Source organism: Lysinibacillus sp. GW821-FHT14F06 (genome assembly GCF_058803665.1).
On sequence record NZ_JBXAPF010000020.1, the window covers coordinates 32,381 to 53,146 of the forward strand.

Here is a 20,766-nt window from a genome sequence, read left to right on the forward strand (position 1 = left end):
TTATCTTTATTCAGCAAATGTTTTTTGTATCGAAAGCATAGCGGCAGCTACAATTACGCTAGGGCTTAATTGATATAAAATGCGTTTGTTCTTCTAGTTAACTCTGTAGAGCAATCAACATCAGCACAGTATTTCAAAGTCCAAGGATGCAATTGATTATGTGAAAATTTCAAAGGATCAAGGCAAATTAAAAAGAAAAGGGGGGGTTTTTGTGTTTAAAAGAATGAAGGAAGATGTAGAAACCATTTTTGAAAATGATCCAGCTGCGCGCAGTATGTTTGAAGTTGTGCTAACATATTCGGGGCTGCACGCTACTTGGGCGCATCGAGTTGCTCACTGGTTCTTTAAAAAGCGTTTTTATTTTATAGCCCGTACAATTTCACAAATTAGTCGCTTCTTCACTGGAATTGAAATTCATCCTGGGGCGAAGATTGGTCGACGTTTCTTCATAGATCATGGGATGGGCGTTGTGATTGGTGAAACATGTGAAATTGGCGATAATGTAACTTTATATCAAGGTGTGACTTTAGGCGGTACAGGTAAAGAAAAAGGAAAACGTCATCCGACATTAGAGGATAATGTACTTGTGGCAACAGGCGCAAAAGTATTAGGCTCGATTACAATTGGTGAAAATAGTAAAATTGGCGCAGGCTCAGTTGTTTTAAAAGAAGTGCCACCAAATGTTACAGTTGTCGGTATACCTGGTAAAATAGTAATTAAGGATGGAATTCGTCTAGAGAAAAAACTTGACCATCAAAATATACCTGATCTAGTAGAAGAACGTTGTCAAGTTTTCGAGAAGCAGATTGCTACCTTGTAACAAGAGATCGAACGCTTACAAAAGGAGAGAGAAACACGATGAGTATACAAATCTTTAACTCATTAACACGACAAAAAGAACCTTTCGTACCGCTAGAAGAAGGCAAAGTGAAAATGTACGTTTGTGGTCCCACGGTTTATAACTATATTCATATTGGGAATTCACGACCTGTAATTGTCTATGATACCGTACGCCGATATTTTCAGTACAAAGGGTATGCTGTGAAGTTTGTATCAAATTTCACAGATGTAGATGACAAAATTATAAAGGCTGCTAACGAGCTGGGTGAAGAAGTTCATGAATTAACAGAGCGCTTTATTAACGCATATTTTGAAGATGTTATAGCTTTAGGCTGTAAAAAAGCTGACGTGCATCCACGTGTTACAGACCATATGGATGATATCATTGAATTCATTCAAGTGTTAATGGATAAGGGTTATGCTTATGAGTCTGCTGGTGATGTGTACTATCGAACGCGTAAATTTAATGGGTACGGTAAATTGTCCCATCAATCAGTTGATGATTTAAAAATCGGTGCTCGTATTGAAGCTGGTGAGAAGAAAGACGATGCATTAGATTTTGCTTTATGGAAAGCTGTTAAACCAGGTGAAATTTACTGGGAGAGTCCATGGGGAAAAGGTCGTCCTGGCTGGCATATAGAGTGCTCTGTAATGGCTAGAGAGCATCTGGGAGATACAATTGATATTCATGCTGGTGGTCAAGATTTAACATTCCCGCATCACGAAAATGAAATTGCTCAATCTGAAGCTCATAATGATAAGACATTTGCGCGTTATTGGATGCACAATGGGTATATTAATATTGACAATGAAAAGATGTCCAAATCTCTAGGGAATTTTATACTTGTCAATGATATCCGCAAACAAATTAACCCACAAATTTTAAGATTCTTTATGCTTTCTGTGCACTATCGTCACCCGATCAACTTTTCAAAAGATTTAGTGGATGCTGCTGCAACTGGATTAGAACGAATCCTAACTGCTTACAACAATATCAAGCATCGATTAACAGCTACTGCTAGCTTAGGTGATCATTCAGAACAATGGCTTGAAAAAATTGAGGAACAAAAAGCTCATTTTGAAGAAGCAATGAATGATGATTTTAATACAGCCAATGGTATTTCTGTATTGTTCGAATTAGCTCGTATTGCTAATATTTATTTAAATGAAACAAACACTAATGAAAAAGTATTATCGCATTTTATGGAAACTTTTGAGGCGCTAGGTGACGTCTTAGGTATTGAGTTTGCTAAAGAAGAAGAGCTGTTAGATGAAGAAATTGAAGCACTTTTACAAGAGCGTGTAGAGGCACGTAAAAACCGTGATTTTGCCCGTTCAGATGAAATTCGTGACCATTTGCAAGCGCAAGGTATCATTTTAGAAGATACGCGACAAGGAACTAGATGGAAACGAGGGTAAGTAACTTGGATAAACTCCGTAACGAAGATGTTAAACAATTGAATGCGCTAGCGTTAGCCTATATGGGAGATGCTGTTTTAGAACAAAAGGTTCGTGAGCATTTACTACGCGCTGGCCGTGTCAAACCAAACACGCTTCATAGAGAAGCGACACATTATGTGTCAGCAAAAGCGCAATCTATGATTGTTCATCGGATGATAGAGGAAAGCTTTTTAACAGAGGAGGAATTGGCTGTGTTCCGTCGTGGACGCAATGCCAAATCCGGCTCTGTGCCAAAAAATACAGATGTTCAAACATATCGTAATAGCTCAGGTTTTGAGGCTGTGCTTGGAAGTTTGTATTTGTTAAATGAACTAGAACGCGTTTATGAAATCATTGCATACGCTATTCAAATAATCGAGGAATCGAAAGGAGTGTCGAAATAATGGTAGAGCAAAATGGTGAAATAATTGCCGGTAAAAACCCAGTGTTAGAAGCACTTCGTTCAGGCCGTGATATGAATAAAGTATGGATTGCAGAAGGTGTGAAAAAATCAGGTGTAAATGAATTACTTGATTTAGCGCGAGAACGTGGTGTCATTGTTCAATTTGTCCCGAAAAAAAAGGTCGATCAATTATCAGATGCTAATCACCAAGGAATTGTTGCCTCCGTTGCAGCATATAAATATGCAGAGCTAGAGGATCTATTTGCTGCAGCAGTAAAAAAACAGGAGGATCCATTTTTTTTAATATTAGATGAGCTGGAGGACCCCCATAATCTAGGTTCTATTATGCGAACTGCGGATGCGATAGGAGCACATGGGATTATCATACCAAAGCGTCGTTCAGTAAGCTTAACGGCAGTGGTGGCAAAGGCTTCGACAGGAGCTATTGAGCATGTACCTGTAGTACGTGTGAATAACCTTGCTCAGACAGTCGATGAACTTAAAGAACGAGGTGTATGGATAGCTGGTACAGATGCAAAGGGTTCTGCAGACTATCGAAAAATGGATGCTACATTACCGCTTGCTATTATTATTGGTAGTGAAGGCAAAGGAATGGGTCGCCTGCTAAAAGAGAAATGTGACTTTTTGTACCATCTACCAATGGTTGGGCATGTCACATCACTAAATGCATCAGTAGCTGCTGCACTCTTAATGTACGAAGTGTATCGTAAACGTCAAGAAGCGATTGAGTAGGCATGAAAAACATTTTGCTTGTTGACGGCTATAATATGATTGGGGCTTGGAAGGAGCTGCGGCCATTACGTGATGCGAATTTTGCAGATGCGCGTAGAAGATTGAGTGAGTTGATGGCCGAGTATAAGGCAGCAATGGGATGGCGTGTCATTATTGTTTTTGACGCACATCTTGTACCAGGTGTGGAGCAATCTTATATAGAAAATGATGTGGAAGTCATTTATACACGGAAAAACGAAACAGCAGATGAGCGTATTGAAAAAATGACACATGAACTAAAAGCTAGAAATGTTCAAATTTATGTAGCAACTTCTGATATGGCGGAGCAAAGCGTTATTTTTGGTAATGGTGCTTTACGAAAGTCCGCAAGAGAGCTCGAGATTGATATGGGCATAATTCAACAAAAAATTTCACATGATGTGAAGCGGAAACAAGATAGCAAGCCACCTTCTCGTATAGAGTTAAAGCCAGATGTGGCATTAGCCTTTGAAAAATGGCGACGTGGCTTGAAATGATTGATTGACGCATATTTTCCAATTCCGTTATACTGTTCCTAATTATCTGTTGTGGCTGAGGTGATACCATGTTTAAAAATAGCATTGTACAAGTGACACAAGATTTTGAACGATTCAATGATGAAGAACTTATTGAAATGGTGCATCAAGGTAATACAGATGCGTTAGATTATTTAATTACGAAATACCGTTTATTAGTAAGAGCGAAGGCAAGATCCTATTTTTTAATTGGAGCTGATAAGGAAGACATTGTGCAAGAAGGTATGATTGGCTTGTATAAAGCGATACGAGATTTTAAAGGAGATAAGCTGGCTTCTTTTAGAGCATTTGCTGAGCTGTGTATTACAAGGCAGATTATTACAGCTATTAAAACTGCAACTAGACAAAAGCATATTCCGCTTAATTCTTATGTGTCCTTGGACAAGCCAATTTTTGATGAAGAATCAGATCGTACGTTAATGGATGTGTTAACAGGCGCTATTATGGATGATCCAGAAGAATTGATGATTCATAGAGAAGAGTTTGGCTATTTAGAAGAAAAGATGAGTGAGATTTTAAGTGAATTAGAATTACAAGTACTAGCCTTATACTTAGATGGGCAATCTTATCATGAGATTTCTGCTAAATTAAATCGCCATGTAAAGTCCATTGATAATGCATTGCAAAGAGTAAAGCGTAAATTAGAGAAGCATTTAGTCCTTGAGGAAATGTCCTAACGATTGCATACCTTTATTGACATTGACAATTTTAGGTGTTAGTCTTTAAAAGACAAAGTGCCGAAAAGGTGATTATATGGCAAAAAAAGTCGTGTTAAATTGTGAAAAATGCGGGTCGAGAAATTACACGTTTCCAGCTAAAGAAGGCTCAACCGTACGCCTTGAATTAAAAAAATTTTGCTCGCATTGCAATGAACATACAGTGCATAAACAAACGCTATAAAATAATTTGTAAATAGACAGATATGATTGATTCGGAGGTTAGGCTAGAATGGGCAAGATTAAAGACTTCTTCAGCAATGTAATGTCGGAAATGCGCAAAACAAGCTGGCCAAAAAGTAAAGAACTGACGAAATATACAGTCGTTGTAATTTCAACTGTTGTAATTATGGCTTTATTTTTTGTGTTAGTAGACTTAGGTATTTCATCATTATTCCGCTGGTACTTAGATTTATAATTTAGTAAATAGCATGTTAATACTTCTGAAATAGCCCGTCCAATGCAATAACGGGTTTTTTCGTTTGTTTTATGAAGAAAACAACAGTAAAATATTCTCATTATGATTAAGTAGGCTACGAGTGAGAGTATGAGCGTAGCCATAGATGACTATGCTATTTTCGGTATATATCATCAGGCTTTCGCTAGCTATTAGCGAAAGCTATGTTTTTCTAATGAGTAGTTTGTGAAAAGAGTGATGGGTGCTTAGCATTTTGCGATTCATTTTCACTTTTATTTGTAAGGGAGGGACGGACGAGAAGTCCTAGTAGTTATGGAGAAAAATTGGTATGTTGTTCATACGTATTCAGGGTATGAAAATCGTGTAAAAGCAAACCTAGAAAAACGTGTTGAAACAATGGGGATGCAAGATAAGATTTTCCGTGTAATCGTGCCTGAACATGAGGAAACAGAAATGAAGGATGGAAAAAAACGTACAATGATGCGCAAAGTTTTCCCTGGGTATGTATTAGTAGAACTAATCATGACGGATGACTCTTGGTATGTTGTGCGTAATACACCAGGTGTAACGGGCTTTATCGGTTCGTCAGGTGGTGGTGCAAAACCAACACCTTTATTACCAGAAGAAGCGGATCGTCTACTGCAACAAATGGGTATGTCTGACAAAGTTGTAGAAGTGGATATTTCTGTGGGAGAGGCTGTTGAAGTATTAGAAGGACCTTTTGCACACTTCCAAGGACGTGTTGAAGAAATTGACACTGAAAAAGGAAAAGTGAAAGTGTCTGTTGATATGTTTGGTCGCGAAACAATTATGGAACTAAATTTTGAACAAATACAAAAAATCTAATGTAAGTAACAGCATTGTAAAATACTTAGATGTATGTTTCGCAGATTTTGTAAATTACTACTTGCTTAAAAAAATTAAAAGTGGTATTATTTCATAGGTCAGACTGTCATACTTTGGTTTGACGTCTGCAATGATAATTTTAATGTTATCGGCACTTAGCTGACAGACAGATATTGAGTGGGAGGGGCAACCCAATTACCACATCACGGACTTAAGGAGGTGTGTCTCGTGGCTAAAAAAGTTATTAAAGTTGTAAAACTTCAAATCCCTGCTGGTAAAGCAAATCCAGCTCCGCCGGTTGGTCCTGCATTAGGTCAAGCAGGTGTGAATATCATGGGATTCTGTAAAGAATTCAATGCACGTACGGCTGATCAAGCTGGTCTTATTATTCCAGTTGAAATTTCAGTATTCGAAGACCGTTCTTTCACTTTCATTACAAAAACTCCACCTGCAGCAGTTCTACTTAAAGTAGCAGCTGGTATCCAATCTGGATCTGGTGAACCAAACCGTAAAAAAGTGGCAACGGTTAAACGTGATAAAGTTCGCGAAATCGCTGAAACTAAAATGCCAGACCTTAACGCTGCTTCAGTAGAAGCTGCTATGTTAATGGTTGAAGGTACTGCACGAAGCATGGGAATTGTTATCGAAGACTAATCCCTGTTACTTGATGTTTTGTTTTTTGGAAGGTTGCGAAGTTTCTTTGTGAACGCGCAACCTTTATTCGTGGGAGGTAAAATCCGCTACAACCACAATCAAGGAGGAATTATATAATGGCTAAAAAAGGTAAAAAACTGCAAGATGCAGCAAAATTAATCGATCGTAACACACTTTACAGCGCACAAGAGGCAATTGAACTTGCTCAAAAAACTAGCACAGTAAACTTCGACGCTACTGTAGAAGTTGCTTTTCGTCTAGGTATTGATACTCGTAAAAACGACCAACAAATCCGTGGTGCTGTAGTACTACCAAACGGTACTGGTAAAACTCAACGTGTATTAGTATTCGCTAAAGGTGAAAAACTTAAAGAAGCTGAAGCAGCTGGTGCTGATTATGTAGGCGATGCAGAGTACATCCAAAAGATCCAACAAGGTTGGTTTGATTTCGATGTAATCGTAGCAACACCTGACATGATGGGTGAAGTTGGTAAACTTGGACGCGTTTTAGGACCTAAAGGCTTAATGCCAAACCCTAAAACTGGTACAGTTACTTTCGATGTAACAAAAGCAATCGAGGAAATTAAAGCTGGTAAAGTAGAATACCGTGCTGATAAAGCTGGTATCATCCACGCTCCAATTGGTAAAGTTTCTTTTGCAGCAGAAAAATTAGTAGAAAACTTCGTAACTGTATTTGATGTAGTACAAAAAGCAAAGCCTGCTGCAGCTAAAGGTACTTACATGAAATCTGTAAACGTTACAACTACAATGGGTCCAGCTGTTAAAATCGATGCTTCTAATGTAGTAGTGAAATAATTAATTTAACTTTTTATATAAATATATTGACAGTGACCTTGTATCTATGATATGATGTTTGCTGTTGTGAATCATCCATTTGTACCGTAGACAGTAGGAGTGACTTGTCACTTAATGTTCCTACCGAGGACATCGGAATTCGGATTCTTATTTAAAGATGATGACTTTCAGCCTCTGTGTCTATTTTGACCCAGAGGCTTTTCTTTTGTCGGTATAAATGACCCATTCTTATAGGAGGTGTCATAATGAGCAAAGCAATCGAAAACAAACAAGTACAAGTTCAAGAGATTACTGAAAAATTCCAAAACGCTGCTTCTGTAGTGGTTGTGGATTACCGTGGTCTTAATGTTACACAAGTGACAGAGCTTCGTAAACAACTTCGTGAAGCTGGCGTTGAGTTCAAAGTATACAAAAATACATTAACTCGTCGTGCTACTGAAGCTGCTGGTCTTGAAGGAATCAACGACGTATTAGTTGGTCCTAACGCAATTGCGTTCTCAAACGAAGATGTAATAGCTCCTGCTAAAATCATCAACGAGTTCGCAAAGAAAAATGACGCTTTAGAAATTAAAGCAGGTATTATTGAAGGTACTGTTTCTTCAGTTGAAGATGTTAAAGCACTTGCAGAACTTCCGTCACGCGAAGGTCTTCTTTCAATGCTTTTATCTGTACTTCAAGCTCCAGTGCGTAACTTCGCACTTGCAACAAAAGCTGTTGCAGAACAAAAAGAAGAGCAAGGTGCATAATTTCATACGCATCATAACTTCTGCGGCTTAACCCGCGAAAACAAATATTATCCAATTTAGGAGGAAATTATAATGAATAAAGAGCAAATCTTAGAAGCTATCAAAGCTATGACAGTTCTTGAATTAAACGATTTAGTAAAAGCTATCGAAGAAGAATTCGGTGTAACAGCTGCAGCTCCTGTAGCAGTAGTTGCTGGTGGTGCTGCTGGCGCTGCTGAAGAAAAAACAGAATTTGATGTAGTATTAGCATCTGCTGGTGCAGAAAAAATCAAAGTAATCAAAGTGGTTCGTGAAATCACTGGATTAGGTCTTAAAGAAGCTAAAGAAGTAGTTGATAACGCTCCTAAAGCTCTTAAAGAAGGCATCTCTAAAAATGAAGCTGATGAAATCAAAGCTAAACTTGAAGAAGTTGGCGCTTCTGTAGAAGTTAAGTAATCTCGCGTTACTTTTTAACAAAAGGAAAGCTCGTCATTTTGGCGAGCTTTTTTCTTCATTCTGAGGAGGCGTGAAAATGGCAGATCACTATTATACAAATAAGCCTCAAGCTGAAAGTAAACCTTGCCACTGGACATTCAAATTATTGGGACATTCGTTTTCCTTTGAGACGGATGCAGGTGTTTTTAGTAAAAGCGAAGTAGATTTTGGATCCCGTGTGTTAATAGATGCTTTTCAAATGCCTGATATTGATGGTGCAATTTTTGATGTGGGGTGTGGGTATGGACCAATCGGTTTATCGATTGCCAAAGCAAATCCAGATCGTACTGTTTTTATGATGGATATAAACGAGCGTGCAGTTGCACTCTCGCAAAAAAATGCGCAAGTAAACGGTGTTCAAAATGTACGAATATTTGTGAGTGACGGACTATCGATGGTTGACAAGGATGTAAAAGCCGCAGCTATTTTAACCAATCCTCCAATTCGCGCAGGGAAAGAAACAATTTTCCGTTTTTACGATGGAGCTTACGATAAGTTAGTGTCATCTGGTGAGCTGTGGGTAGTAATTCAGAAAAAACAAGGTGCGCCATCAACGGTAAGTTACTTAGAAGAAAAATTTTCTGAAGTCGATGTTGTGGAGAAGAAAAAAGGGTATTGGATAGTATGTGCAAAAAAATAAATGAAATATGTATAAAATATTGACTTGACAAATTGGCTATGATAATATGATACAATGCAAAAATATTATTTTGAGGTCGTGTGCCCTTTTTGTATATGATTGTTTTAATATGGGTATACTTGCCAAGAAAAGTTTAGTTAACCGAAAATGAGATCTTTTTGAAGACTCGTTTTCTTTTTGTCTTTCGAAATCATACACTATTTGTATGATTTTGCAAAGACCTAATATCGCTTTATTGAGGGGTGAATGAGTTGACAGGTCAACTAGTTCAGTATGGACAACACCGCCAGCGTAGAAGCTTTGCGCGTATTAAAGAGGTGCTTGAGCTTCCAAATCTGATTGAGATTCAAACGGCGTCTTACGAGTGGTTCCTTGAAGAAGGTTTACGTGAAATGTTCCGTGACATTTCGCCGATCGAGGACTTTACAGGCAATCTTTCATTAGAATTCATTGATTATTCTTTAGGAGATCCTAAGTATGATGTCGATGAGTGTAAAGAGCGAGATGTTACTTACGCGGCTCCATTACGTGTGAAAGTACGTCTTTACAACAAAGAAACAGACGAAGTGAAAGAACAAGATGTATTCATGGGCGATTTCCCATTAATGACTGAAACAGGTACGTTCATTATCAATGGTGCTGAACGTGTAATCGTTTCACAATTAGTTCGTTCACCGAGTGTGTATTTCCATGATAAAACTGATAAAAACGGTAAAAAAGGTTTTGGAGCTACAGTTATTCCAAACCGCGGTGCGTGGTTAGAATATGAAACTGATGCAAAGGATGTAGTGTATGTACGTATAGATCGTACTCGTAAGCTACCAGTAACAGTGTTACTTCGTGCATTAGGGTTTGGTTCAGACCAAGAAATTATCGATATTATTGGTGATAACGAGTATTTACGTAATACGTTAGAAAAGGATAACTCTGAAAGTACAGAAAAAGCACTTTTAGAAATCTATGAACGTTTACGTCCAGGTGAGCCACCAACAGTTGAAAGTGCAAAGAGCTTATTATTCTCTCGCTTCTTTGATGCAAAACGCTATGATTTAGCGAATGTTGGTCGCTATAAAATGAATAAAAAGCTTCATATTAAAAATCGTTTATTTAACCAAACGATTGCTGAAACGCTTGTAGACCCAGAAACAGGCGAAATTTTAGTAGAGAAGGGTACAGTTCTTGATCGTCGTACGTTAGATAAAATCTTACCTTTCCTTGAGGATTCATCTAAAGGTATTGGTTACCGTGCTTTATCACAAGTTGGTGGAGTGCTTGAAGATGATGTAACAATCCAATCTATTAAAATTTATGCACCAAAAGATGAAGCACAAAAAGAAATCAATATTATTGGTAATGCGTATATTGATGAGGAAGTGAAAAATATCACGCCTGCTGATGTATTAGCTTCTGTAAGTTACTTCTTTAACTTACTGTACCATGTAGGGGCTACAGATGATATTGACCACTTAGGCAATCGTCGTCTGCGCTCTGTTGGGGAGTTATTACAAAATCAATTCCGAATCGGTTTATCTCGTATGGAGCGTGTTGTACGAGAGCGTATGTCCATTAACGATACAGCTGCTATTGTACCACAGCAATTAATTAATATTCGTCCAGTAATTGCGTCAATTAAAGAGTTCTTTGGTAGCTCTCAATTATCACAGTTCATGGACCAAACAAACCCATTGGCAGAGTTAACACATAAACGCCGTCTTTCAGCATTAGGGCCAGGTGGTTTAACACGTGAGCGCGCAGGTTTCGAAGTGCGTGACGTTCACTACTCTCACTATGGTCGTATGTGTCCAATTGAAACGCCAGAGGGTCCGAACATTGGTTTAATTAACTCATTATCTTCATTTGCCAAAGTTAATAAATTTGGATTCATTGAAACACCTTATCGTCGTATTGACCACGAAACAGGTAAAGTAACGGATCAAATTGACTACTTAACAGCCGACGAAGAAGATAACTACTATGTAGCACAAGCGAATTCACCTTTAAATCCTGATGGTACATTTGCGAATGATGAAGTAGTAGGTCGTTTCCGTGGAGATAATACAGTATTCAATAAAACGCAAATGGACTACATGGACGTTTCACCAAAACAAGTAGTTTCGGCTGCGACTGCATGTATCCCGTTCTTAGAAAACGATGACTCTAACCGTGCACTTATGGGTGCCAACATGCAACGTCAAGCGGTTCCTCTTCTTAACCCAGAAGCGCCATTCGTTGGTACTGGTATGGAACATGTTGATGCGCGTGATTCAGGTGCAGCTGTTGTAGCGAAATATGACGGTATCGTTGAGCATGTCGAAGCTCGCTCTATCCATGTTCGCCGAATTGAAGTCGTTGAAGGTAAAGAGGTTAAAGGCGATTTAACAAAATATAAATTACAAAAATTCATTCGTTCAAACCAAGGTACTTCATACAACCAACGTCCACTTGTTAAAGTTGGCGAACGTGTGAAGCCTCGTGACATTTTAGCGGATGGTCCTTCTATGGAAAAAGGTGAACTTGCTCTTGGTCGTAACGTACTTGTTGCGTTCATGACATGGAATGGCTTTAACTATGAGGATGCTGTTATCATGAGCGAACGCCTTGTAAAAGACGATGTTTATACATCTGTTCATATTGAAGAATATGAATCAGAGTCTCGTGATACAAAATTAGGACCTGAAGAAATCACACGTGATATTCCAAACGTTGGGGAAGATGCACTTCGTAATTTAGACGAACGTGGAATCATCCGCATTGGTGCTGAGGTACGTGACGGTGATATTCTTGTAGGTAAAGTAACGCCTAAAGGGGTTACAGAATTAACAGCAGAAGAACGCTTATTACATGCGATCTTCGGTGAAAAAGCGCGTGAAGTTCGTGATACTTCATTACGTGTACCACATGGTGCAGGCGGTATTATTCTTGACGTGAAGGTATTTAATCGTGAAGATGGCGATGAATTACCACCAGGTGTTAACCAATTAGTTCGTGCTTATATTGTTCAAAAACGTAAAATACGTGTTGGGGATAAAATGGCCGGACGTCACGGTAACAAAGGGGTTATCTCTCGTATCTTACCAGAAGAAGATATGCCATTCATGCCAGACGGAACGCCTGTCGATATTATGTTAAATCCACTTGGTGTACCATCTCGTATGAATATCGGACAAGTTTTAGAACTACACTTAGGTATGGCTTCTCGTTACCTAGGCGTTCATATGGCAACACCAGTATTCGATGGTGCCAACGAGGAAGATGTTTGGGAAACGATGGAAGAAGCTGGTATGAACCGTGATGGTAAAACAATCTTGTATGATGGACGTTCAGGTGAACCGTTTGACAACCGTGTATCAGTAGGTATCATGTATATGATTAAACTTGCTCACATGGTTGATGATAAACTTCACGCACGTTCAACAGGCCCTTATTCACTTGTTACACAACAACCGCTTGGTGGTAAAGCACAGTTCGGTGGACAACGCTTTGGTGAGATGGAGGTATGGGCACTTGAAGCATACGGTGCTGCTTACACACTTCAAGAAATCTTAACAGTTAAATCCGATGATGTTGTTGGTCGTGTGAAAACATACGAAGCAATCGTTAAGGGTGAAAGTGTACCAGAGCCAGGCGTTCCTGAATCATTCAAAGTATTGATTAAAGAACTTCAATCTCTAGGTATGGATGTAAAAATGTTAACAATCAATGACGAAGAAGTAGAGCTTCGTGATTTAGACGAAGAAGAAGATCTTCAGCCAGCTGATGCTCTTAACATTGCACCAAATGTAGAAAAAGAAGAAGAGCCAGTAGAGTCATTTGAATAATTAATTTCAAATCAGTCGGGCAGGATTTAATGCCCTGTCCGACTTTTTCTTTTTTAATGAATAACTATTTTAATCTTTTGTCAAAGAAGTACATTTTTTGCAAACGATTGTCGAGCTGCGTAAAAGAGTCTTTATAAAGACCTATACTAGAGGGAGGTAGGCTCCTTGATAGACGTTAATGAATTTGAATATATGAAAATTGGTTTAGCTTCTCCTGACAAGATTCGCTCTTGGTCATACGGTGAAGTAAAAAAACCAGAAACAATTAACTATCGTACATTAAAACCAGAAAAAGATGGTTTATTCTGTGAGCGTATTTTCGGCCCAACAAAGGACTGGGAATGTCATTGTGGTAAGTACAAACGTGTACGCTATAAAGGCGTAGTTTGTGATCGTTGTGGTGTTGAGGTAACACGTGCTAAAGTACGTCGTGAACGTATGGGTCACATCGAATTAGCAGCACCAGTTTCTCATATCTGGTACTTCAAAGGTATTCCTAGCCGTATGGGTCTTATTTTAGATATGTCCCCACGTGCATTAGAAGAGGTAATTTACTTTGCATCGTATGTTGTTATTGAGCCAGGTGCAACAAACTTAGAAAGCAAACAACTACTTTCTGAAAAAGAGTATCGTGCATATCGTGAAAAATTCGGTAACACATTCGAAGCATCTATGGGTGCAGAAGCAATTAAGAAATTATTAGGTAAAATTGATCTTGAAGATGAAACTCAATCTTTAAAAGAAGAGCTGAAGTCTGCACAAGGTCAACGTCGTACGCGTGCCATTAAACGTCTAGAAGTTGTTGAATCTTTCCGTAACTCAGGTAACTCACCTGAATGGATGATTTTAGATGTACTACCTGTTATTCCACCAGAGCTTCGTCCAATGGTGCAATTAGATGGTGGTCGTTTTGCTACTTCTGATTTAAACGATTTATATCGTCGTGTAATCAACCGTAACAACCGTTTAAAACGTTTACTAGACCTTGGTGCTCCAAGCATTATCGTTCAAAATGAAAAACGTATGTTACAAGAAGCTGTTGATGCATTGATTGATAACGGTCGTCGTGGTCGTCCTGTAACAGGTCCAGGTAATCGTCCGCTAAAATCACTTTCACATATGCTGAAAGGTAAACAAGGTCGTTTCCGTCAAAACTTACTAGGTAAACGTGTTGACTACTCTGGTCGTTCCGTTATTGTAGTAGGTCCAAACTTAAAAATGTACCAATGTGGTCTACCAAAAGAAATGGCTATTGAGTTATTCAAGCCATTTGTTATGAAAGAATTAGTTGAACGTGGTCTTGCTCATAATATTAAATCTGCTAAACGTAAAATCGAACGTTTAAACAACGACGTATGGGACGTTTTAGAAGATGTAATTCGTGAGCATCCAGTGTTACTGAATCGTGCACCTACACTTCACCGTCTTGGTATTCAAGCGTTCGAACCAACATTAGTTGAAGGTCGTGCTATTCGTCTTCATCCATTGGTATGTACAGCTTACAACGCTGACTTCGATGGTGACCAAATGGCGGTTCACGTACCATTATCAGCTGAAGCACAAGCAGAAGCTCGTCTATTAATGCTTGCTGCACAAAATATCCTTAACCCGAAAGACGGTAAACCAGTTGTAACACCTTCTCAAGATATGGTATTAGGAAACTATTACTTAACACTTGAGCGTGAAGGTGCTCAAGGGGAAGGCTCTGTTTTCTATGGTCCAAACGAAGTGTTAATTGCATATGATACAGGTCATGTTCACTTGCATACTCGTATTGCCATTAAAGCAAGCTCGTTAAGCAACCCAAGATTTACAGAAGAACAAAATAATAAATTCTTATTAACAACTGTTGGGAAAGTAATCTTTAACGAAATCTTGCCTAAATCATTCCCGTATATTAATGAGCCAACTGACTTCAACTTAGAGCAAGAAACACCAGACAAATTCTTTGTTAACTTAACAATTGACGAAGAAACGTTAAAAGAGCTTGAGGCTGATGCGACTTATAATGCACTTGATGAAAAGGGCAAAGTTAATGCACAACGTACAGCTGTACTACGCAAATACTTTGCATCAGTACCAGTTGTGAACCCGTTCCGTAAAAAATTCTTAGGAAATATCATTGCCGAAGTATTTAAACGTTTCCATATTACAGAAACATCTAAAATGCTTGACCGCATGAAAAATCTAGGATTCAAATATTCAACACGCGCTGGTATTACAGTTGGTGTTTCTGACATTGTTGTATTACCAGATAAAGGCGATATTTTAGCAATAGCACAAGACAAAGTAGATAAAGTGCAAGCACAATTCCGTCGTGGTTTTATCACAGAGGAAGAACGTTATGACCGTGTTATCTCTAGTTGGAGTGCTGCGAAAGATGAAATCCAATCAAAACTAATGAAATCACTTGAGAAAACAAACCCAATCTTCATGATGTCTGATTCAGGTGCCCGTGGTAATGCCTCTAACTTTACACAATTAGCAGGTATGCGTGGTCTGATGGCCAATCCGGCTGGTCGTATCATTGAACTTCCAATCAAATCTTCATTCCGTGAAGGTTTAACGGTATTGGAATACTTCATCTCTACACATGGTGCCCGTAAAGGTCTTGCCGATACAGCCCTAAAAACTGCCGATTCAGGTTACTTAACTCGTCGTCTAGTAGACGTAGCACAGGATGTTATCGTTCGTGAAGATGATTGTGGAACTGACCGCGGTTTAACAATCGGTGCGTTAATGGAAGGTACAGAGTTAATTGAAGCGTTAGACGAACGTATTGTTGGTCGTCATACGAAGAAAACAATCTATCATCCAGAAACAGGCGAAGTGATTTTAGCAAAAGACGGATTAATCGATCAAGATATCGCTCGTATTATTACTGAGTTAGGTATTGAAGAAGTAACAATTCGTTCTGCATTTACATGTAATACAAAACATGGCGTATGTAAAAAATGTTACGGCATGAACTTAGCAACAGGTGAAGAGGTAGAAGTTGGAGAAGCAGTTGGTATCATTGCGGCTCAATCAATCGGTGAACCAGGTACACAGTTAACAATGCGTACATTCCATACAGGTGGGGTTGCCGGGGATGATATTACACAAGGTCTTCCGCGTATCCAAGAGATCTTTGAAGCACGTAATCCTAAAGGTCAATCAGTTATTTCTGATATCGCGGGTACTGTTTCAGACATCACTGAAATCCGTGAAGGTCTAAAAGAAATTACAATTGAAGGTGATGTAGAAACACGTAAATACCCAGCACCTTACAATGCGCGTCTGAAAGTACAAGAAGGCGACTTTGTAGAACGTGGTCAGGTATTGACAGAAGGTTCTATCGATCCAAAACAATTACTAAAAGTTAAAGACGTTTCAACAGTTCAAGAGTATCTGTTAAAAGAAGTACAAAAAGTATACCGTATGCAAGGGGTAGAAATTGGAGATAAACATATCGAAGTAATGGTACGTCAAATGCTTCGTAAAGTGCGTGTAATTGAAGCTGGTGATACAGAATTATTACCTGGTTCATTACTAGATATCCACCAATTCTCAGAGGCAAATGCAGATGCTGTTATAAACGGCAAAAACCCTGCAACTTGCCGTCCTGTAATTCTTGGTATTACAAAAGCTTCACTTGAAACAGAATCGTTCTTATCTGCCGCATCATTCCAAGAAACAACTCGTGTCTTAACAGATGCTGCAATTAAAGGTAAACGTGACGAACTTCTAGGATTAAAAGAGAACGTAATTATCGGTAAACTTGTTCCTGCAGGTACTGGTATGCAACGTTACCGTCAAATCCGCATTGAAAAAGATGAGCTTGATTTAGAAGAAACCATTTCTGCTGAATAACTATTAAAATGAGCTCCGAAGAGATGGTAAAAACCCATCTCTTCGGACTTTTTAAAGATATTAGTTGACAGTGGTAATTGGTAATGATAATATATTGAAGGTTGATAGTTAACTGTCTGTACTTCGGAGGATATGCAAATGTCTTATGATAAAGTAAGGGCTAGTAAAACAATCATAGGTACAAAGCAAGCAGTAAAAGCAATGCGCGATGGTTCAGTGAAAGAACTTTTTGTGGCACTTGATGCAGACAATTGGGTAACCGATTTGGCCATTACTTTCGCGAGAGAAATCGGTGTGCCAGTTATTCTTGTTGAGTCCAAAAAGGAACTGGGCAAGGCCTGTGGAATCCACGTTGGAGCAGCGGTTGTTGCTATTGCTGTAGAGTAGTTTTTGTGTATAAAACACAAAGACTTTGTTTTTACCCAAAAAATGAACCACCTGGATGTGTGGTATTAACAAGGAATAAATGAAGGGAGGAAATACCGATGCCTACAATTAACCAATTAGTACGTAAGCCTCGTCAATCTAAAATCACGAAATCAAAATCACCAGCGTTAAACAAAGGATATAACTCATTTAAAAAATCTTTAACTGATGTTAAGTCTCCACAAAAACGCGGTGTTTGTACTCGTGTTGGTACAATGACACCTCGTAAACCAAACTCAGCGTTACGTAAATACGCTCGTGTACGTTTAACTAACCAAATTGAGGTTACAGCTTATATCCCAGGTGAAGGCCACAACTTACAAGAGCACAGTGTTGTTCTTATCCGTGGCGGACGCGTAAAAGACTTAGCGGGTGTTCGTTACCATATCGTACGTGGAGCTCTTGATACAGCTGGTGTAAACGGTCGTTTACAATCACGTTCTAAATACGGAACAAAACGCCCTAAAGAGAAAAAATAATTTAACGTTTAATCACGTTATTTAATAATGAGCCTCATAACTAGTTGTCATAAATATCAAATCTTGCTAGCAGCTTTGATATTTGATCGACAAATACGACAAGGCCAATTTTATAAAATAAATCGATAACTATTCGAAAGGAGGAAAACACATGCCTCGTAAAGGTCCTGTTTCCAAACGTGACGTGTTACCAGATCCAATTTATAGTTCAAAACTAGTAACTCGTTTAATCAATAAAATGATGGTTGATGGTAAAAGAGGTACTTCTCAAAAGATTTTATACGGTGCGTTCGAGATTGTTAAAGAACGTTCTGGTGAAAATCCAATTGAAGTATTCGAAGCTGCTCTAAATAACGTAATGCCAGTTCTTGAAGTACGCGCTCGCCGTGTTGGTGGTTCTAACTACCAAGTACCGGTTGAAGTACGTCCAGAACGTCGTACAACTTTAGGTCTTCGTTACCTAGTTAACTATTCTCGTCTTCGTGGTGAAAAAACTATGGAAGAGCGTTTAGCTAACGAAATCCTAGATGCTTCAAACAACACTGGTGCATCAGTTAAGAAACGTGAAGATATGCACAAAATGGCAGAAGCGAACAAAGCATTCGCTCACTACCGTTGGTAATTTAACCTATGTGTTAGCTAATTGGCTAACACAAGGTCCTTTATACAATCTTTACCCCAATATGGAAGGAGAAATTTCCTATGAAACGCGAATTCTCACTTGAGAATACTCGTAATATTGGGATCATGGCTCACATTGATGCTGGTAAAACAACAACAACTGAGCGTATCCTTTATTACACTGGTAAGATTCACAAAATCGGTGAAACACATGAAGGCGCTTCTCAAATGGACTGGATGGAGCAAGAGCAAGAACGTGGTATTACAATCACTTCTGCTGCAACAACAGCACAATGGGCAGGTCACCGTGTAAACATCATCGATACTCCTGGACACGTAGACTTCACTGTAGAAGTAGAACGTTCATTACGCGTACTTGACGGTGCTGTAACAGTACTTGATGCTCAATCAGGTGTTGAGCCTCAAACTGAAACTGTATGGCGTCAAGCTACAACATACGGTGTTCCACGTATTGTATTCATTAACAAAATGGATAAAACAGGAGCAGATTTCTTATACTCTGTAGGAACTCTACATGAGCGATTACAAGCAAACGCTCACCCTGTCCAATTACCTATCGGAGCTGAAGATCAGTTCTCTGCTATCATTGACTTAGTTGAAATGAAAGCTACTTTCTACGGTGATGAAAAGGGTACAGCAGTAACTGAAGGAGAAATTCCTGCAGAATACCGTGAACAAGCTGAAGAATACCGTGAAAAATTAATCGACGCCGTTGCAAGTGTTGATGAAGAAATCATGGAAAAATATTTAGAAGGTGAAGAAATTACTGTTGCTGAGCTAAAAGCGGCTATCCGTCGTGCTACAATCGCAGTAGAATTCTACCCAGTAATCTGTGGTACAGCATTCAAACACAAAGGCGTACGTCCAATGTTAAATGCAGTTATCGATTACTTACCATCTCCAGTTGATGTACCAGCAATCAAAGGTACTACAGTTGATGGTGACGAAGAGTTAGAACGTAAATCTTCTGATGAAGAGCCATTCTCAGCTCTTGCATTCAAAGTTATGACTGACCCATTTGTAGGTAAATTAACATTCTTCCGTGTGTACTCTGGAACATTAGATTCGGGTTCATACGTACAAAACTCTTCTAAAGGTAAACGTGAACGTGTTGGTCGTATCCTACAAATGCACGCTAACTCTCGTGAAGAGATTTCTAAAGTTTTCGCTGGGGACATTGCTGCAGCAGTAGGACTTAAAGATACTACTACTGGTGATACTCTATGTGACGAGAAAAACCTAGTTATTCTTGAATCAATGGAATTCCCTGAGCCAGTAATTTCTCTTTCTGTAGAACCAAAATCAAAAGCTGACCAAGATAAAATGGGTCAAGCTTTAGCTAAACTTCAAGAAGAGGATCCAACTTTCCGTGCTCACACTGACACAGAAACTGGACAAACGATCATCTCAGGTATGGGTGAGCTTCACCTTGATATCTTAGTTGACCGTATGCGCCGTGAATTTAAAGTAGAAGCTAACGTAGGTGCTCCAATGGTATCTTACCGTGAAACATTCCGTGGCTCTGCAAAAGTTCAAGGTAAATTCACTCGCCAATCTGGTGGTCGTGGACAATATGGAGACGTAACGATTGAGTTCTCTCCAAATGAAGAAGGTAAAGGTTTTGAATTCGAAAACGCTATCGTTGGTGGTGTAGTACCTCGTGAATACATTCCTGCAGTAGAAGCTGGTCTTCGTGATTCTCTTGACCGCGGTGTAGTTGCTGGATACCCACTAATCGACATTAAGGCTAAATTAGTATTCGGTTCTTACCATGACGTTGACTCGAATGAGATGGCGTTTAAAATTGCTGCATCTATGGCACTTAAAGAAGCTGCGAAACAATGTGACGCTGTTATCTTAGAACCAATGATGAAAGTTGAAGTTGTAATTCCAGAAGAATATCTTGGTGATATCATGGGTAACATTACTTCTCGTCGCGGACGCGTTGAGGGGATGGATGCTCGCGGTAACTCACAAGTTGTTCGTGCAATGGTTCCTTTAGCGGAAATGTTTGGTTATGCAACGACTCTTCGTTCTGCAACGCAAGGTCGTGGTGTATTCTCAATGACATTTGACCATTATGAAGAAGTACCAAAATCAATCGCTGCTGAAATCATCAAAAAAAATAAAGGTGAATAATTGAATTTTCATCTTGCATAAAGTATAACTAATTTGTAAGCTATGATTGCAGGATAGGGGATGGGCCCGTTCTCTATCAGCATTCATTCTATAAATTCCAAAAATAAAACA

Annotated in this window: 20 protein-coding genes and 1 other annotated feature; all 20 genes read left to right on the forward strand. The window is 39.0% G+C overall.

The genetic code is table 11. The features are described 5' to 3' along the window. Positions 1-211: 211 nt before the first annotated feature. A complete protein-coding gene (gene epsC, locus AC1RNS_RS17000) occupies positions 212-820 on the forward strand; it encodes a serine O-acetyltransferase EpsC (protein ID WP_492994359.1) in 609 nt (202 codons plus the stop codon). Positions 821-858: 38 nt separating this feature from the next. Next, entirely contained in the window at positions 859-2,259 is a 1,401-nt protein-coding gene (gene cysS, locus AC1RNS_RS17005) for a cysteine--tRNA ligase (RefSeq protein ID WP_492994361.1), read from the forward strand. 5 nt (positions 2,260-2,264) lie between these two features. Beyond that, the gene (locus AC1RNS_RS17010; protein ID WP_492994363.1) at positions 2,265-2,684 is read left to right on the forward strand and encodes a Mini-ribonuclease 3; all 420 of its coding nucleotides are present in this window, start codon (positions 2,265-2,267) and stop codon (positions 2,682-2,684) included. Then, positions 2,684-3,436 (forward strand): 23S rRNA (guanosine(2251)-2'-O)-methyltransferase RlmB, encoded by a 753-nt coding sequence (gene rlmB, locus AC1RNS_RS17015; RefSeq protein WP_492994365.1) that lies wholly within the window; start codon positions 2,684-2,686, stop codon positions 3,434-3,436. Before AC1RNS_RS17010 ends, rlmB begins: the two co-directional genes overlap by 1 nt. Positions 3,437-3,438: 2 nt before the next feature. Beyond that, the gene (locus tag AC1RNS_RS17020) at positions 3,439-3,951 is read left to right on the forward strand and encodes an NYN domain-containing protein (RefSeq protein ID WP_492994367.1); all 513 of its coding nucleotides are present in this window, start codon (positions 3,439-3,441) and stop codon (positions 3,949-3,951) included. Positions 3,952-4,019: 68 nt separating this feature from the next. Further along, positions 4,020-4,667, forward strand: a complete 648-nt coding sequence (sigH, locus tag AC1RNS_RS17025; RefSeq protein ID WP_492994369.1) for an RNA polymerase sporulation sigma factor SigH — start codon at positions 4,020-4,022, stop codon at positions 4,665-4,667. 76 nt (positions 4,668-4,743) lie between these two features. Further along, positions 4,744-4,890, forward strand: coding sequence for a 50S ribosomal protein L33 (rpmG, locus tag AC1RNS_RS17030; RefSeq protein ID WP_075807303.1), 147 nt, complete (start codon positions 4,744-4,746; stop codon positions 4,888-4,890). 48 nt (positions 4,891-4,938) lie between these two features. Continuing rightward, entirely contained in the window at positions 4,939-5,124 is a 186-nt protein-coding gene (gene secE, locus AC1RNS_RS17035) for a preprotein translocase subunit SecE (RefSeq protein ID WP_323654736.1), read from the forward strand. A 312-nt stretch (positions 5,125-5,436) separates the two neighbouring features. Further along, positions 5,437-5,970 carry a transcription termination/antitermination protein NusG gene (nusG, locus tag AC1RNS_RS17040; protein WP_283870079.1) on the forward strand — a complete coding sequence of 178 codons (534 nt, stop codon included), beginning with the start codon at positions 5,437-5,439 and terminating at the stop codon, positions 5,968-5,970. 228 nt (positions 5,971-6,198) lie between these two features. Continuing rightward, entirely contained in the window at positions 6,199-6,624 is a 426-nt protein-coding gene (rplK, locus tag AC1RNS_RS17045) for a 50S ribosomal protein L11 (RefSeq protein WP_004233593.1), read from the forward strand. Between the two features lie 116 nt (positions 6,625-6,740). After that, complete coding sequence (gene rplA / locus AC1RNS_RS17050) at positions 6,741-7,439, forward strand: 50S ribosomal protein L1 (RefSeq protein WP_492994373.1); 699 nt, start codon at positions 6,741-6,743, stop codon at positions 7,437-7,439. A 66-nt stretch (positions 7,440-7,505) separates the two neighbouring features. After that, positions 7,506-7,652, forward strand: a sequence feature (ribosomal protein L10 leader region). A 32-nt stretch (positions 7,653-7,684) separates the two neighbouring features. Then, positions 7,685-8,185 carry a 50S ribosomal protein L10 gene (rplJ, locus tag AC1RNS_RS17055; protein WP_492994375.1) on the forward strand — a complete coding sequence of 167 codons (501 nt, stop codon included), beginning with the start codon at positions 7,685-7,687 and terminating at the stop codon, positions 8,183-8,185. Between the two features lie 72 nt (positions 8,186-8,257). After that, the gene (rplL, locus tag AC1RNS_RS17060) at positions 8,258-8,620 is read left to right on the forward strand and encodes a 50S ribosomal protein L7/L12 (RefSeq protein ID WP_427546261.1); all 363 of its coding nucleotides are present in this window, start codon (positions 8,258-8,260) and stop codon (positions 8,618-8,620) included. Positions 8,621-8,696: 76 nt separating this feature from the next. Next, on the forward strand, positions 8,697-9,299 hold the full coding sequence (locus AC1RNS_RS17065; protein ID WP_492994377.1) for a class I SAM-dependent methyltransferase: 603 nt from the start codon (positions 8,697-8,699) through the stop codon (positions 9,297-9,299). A 242-nt stretch (positions 9,300-9,541) separates the two neighbouring features. Continuing rightward, a complete protein-coding gene (rpoB, locus tag AC1RNS_RS17070; RefSeq protein WP_492994379.1) occupies positions 9,542-13,117 on the forward strand; it encodes a DNA-directed RNA polymerase subunit beta in 3,576 nt (1,191 codons plus the stop codon). Positions 13,118-13,282: 165 nt separating this feature from the next. Further along, a complete protein-coding gene (gene rpoC / locus AC1RNS_RS17075; RefSeq protein ID WP_492994381.1) occupies positions 13,283-16,969 on the forward strand; it encodes a DNA-directed RNA polymerase subunit beta' in 3,687 nt (1,228 codons plus the stop codon). A 138-nt stretch (positions 16,970-17,107) separates the two neighbouring features. Further along, positions 17,108-17,356 carry a ribosomal L7Ae/L30e/S12e/Gadd45 family protein gene (locus tag AC1RNS_RS17080; RefSeq protein WP_427546269.1) on the forward strand — a complete coding sequence of 83 codons (249 nt, stop codon included), beginning with the start codon at positions 17,108-17,110 and terminating at the stop codon, positions 17,354-17,356. 98 nt (positions 17,357-17,454) lie between these two features. Further along, positions 17,455-17,874 (forward strand): 30S ribosomal protein S12, encoded by a 420-nt coding sequence (gene rpsL, locus AC1RNS_RS17085; protein ID WP_010860613.1) that lies wholly within the window; start codon positions 17,455-17,457, stop codon positions 17,872-17,874. Positions 17,875-18,025: 151 nt separating this feature from the next. Further along, a complete protein-coding gene (gene rpsG, locus AC1RNS_RS17090) occupies positions 18,026-18,496 on the forward strand; it encodes a 30S ribosomal protein S7 (RefSeq protein ID WP_010860612.1) in 471 nt (156 codons plus the stop codon). Positions 18,497-18,576: 80 nt separating this feature from the next. Beyond that, positions 18,577-20,655: an elongation factor G gene (gene fusA, locus AC1RNS_RS17095; protein ID WP_427546271.1), complete on the forward strand. Its 2,079-nt coding sequence runs from the start codon at positions 18,577-18,579 to the stop codon at positions 20,653-20,655. Positions 20,656-20,766: the final 111 nt, after the last annotated feature.

Excerpts from the sequence above, each read along its gene's own strand:
- rpsL (WP_010860613.1), top strand. The coding sequence starts at position 17,455 with ATGCCTACAATTAACCAATTAGTACGTAAGCCTCGTCAATCTAAAATC.
- AC1RNS_RS17065 (WP_492994377.1), top strand. The coding sequence starts at position 8,697 with ATGGCAGATCACTATTATACAAATAAGCCTCAAGCTGAAAGTAAACCT.
- rpmG (WP_075807303.1), top strand. The coding sequence starts at position 4,744 with ATGGCAAAAAAAGTCGTGTTAAATTGTGAAAAATGCGGGTCGAGAAAT.
- fusA (WP_427546271.1), top strand. The coding sequence starts at position 18,577 with ATGAAACGCGAATTCTCACTTGAGAATACTCGTAATATTGGGATCATG.
- secE (WP_323654736.1), top strand. The coding sequence starts at position 4,939 with ATGGGCAAGATTAAAGACTTCTTCAGCAATGTAATGTCGGAAATGCGC.
- AC1RNS_RS17020 (WP_492994367.1), top strand. The coding sequence starts at position 3,439 with ATGAAAAACATTTTGCTTGTTGACGGCTATAATATGATTGGGGCTTGG.
- AC1RNS_RS17080 (WP_427546269.1), top strand. The coding sequence starts at position 17,108 with ATGTCTTATGATAAAGTAAGGGCTAGTAAAACAATCATAGGTACAAAG.
- rpsG (WP_010860612.1), top strand. The coding sequence starts at position 18,026 with ATGCCTCGTAAAGGTCCTGTTTCCAAACGTGACGTGTTACCAGATCCA.
- rplA (WP_492994373.1), top strand. The coding sequence starts at position 6,741 with ATGGCTAAAAAAGGTAAAAAACTGCAAGATGCAGCAAAATTAATCGAT.
- rplJ (WP_492994375.1), top strand. The coding sequence starts at position 7,685 with ATGAGCAAAGCAATCGAAAACAAACAAGTACAAGTTCAAGAGATTACT.
- rplL (WP_427546261.1), top strand. The coding sequence starts at position 8,258 with ATGAATAAAGAGCAAATCTTAGAAGCTATCAAAGCTATGACAGTTCTT.
- rlmB (WP_492994365.1), top strand. The coding sequence starts at position 2,684 with ATGGTAGAGCAAAATGGTGAAATAATTGCCGGTAAAAACCCAGTGTTA.
- sigH (WP_492994369.1), top strand. The coding sequence starts at position 4,020 with ATGTTTAAAAATAGCATTGTACAAGTGACACAAGATTTTGAACGATTC.
- nusG (WP_283870079.1), top strand. The coding sequence starts at position 5,437 with ATGGAGAAAAATTGGTATGTTGTTCATACGTATTCAGGGTATGAAAAT.
- cysS (WP_492994361.1), top strand. The coding sequence starts at position 859 with ATGAGTATACAAATCTTTAACTCATTAACACGACAAAAAGAACCTTTC.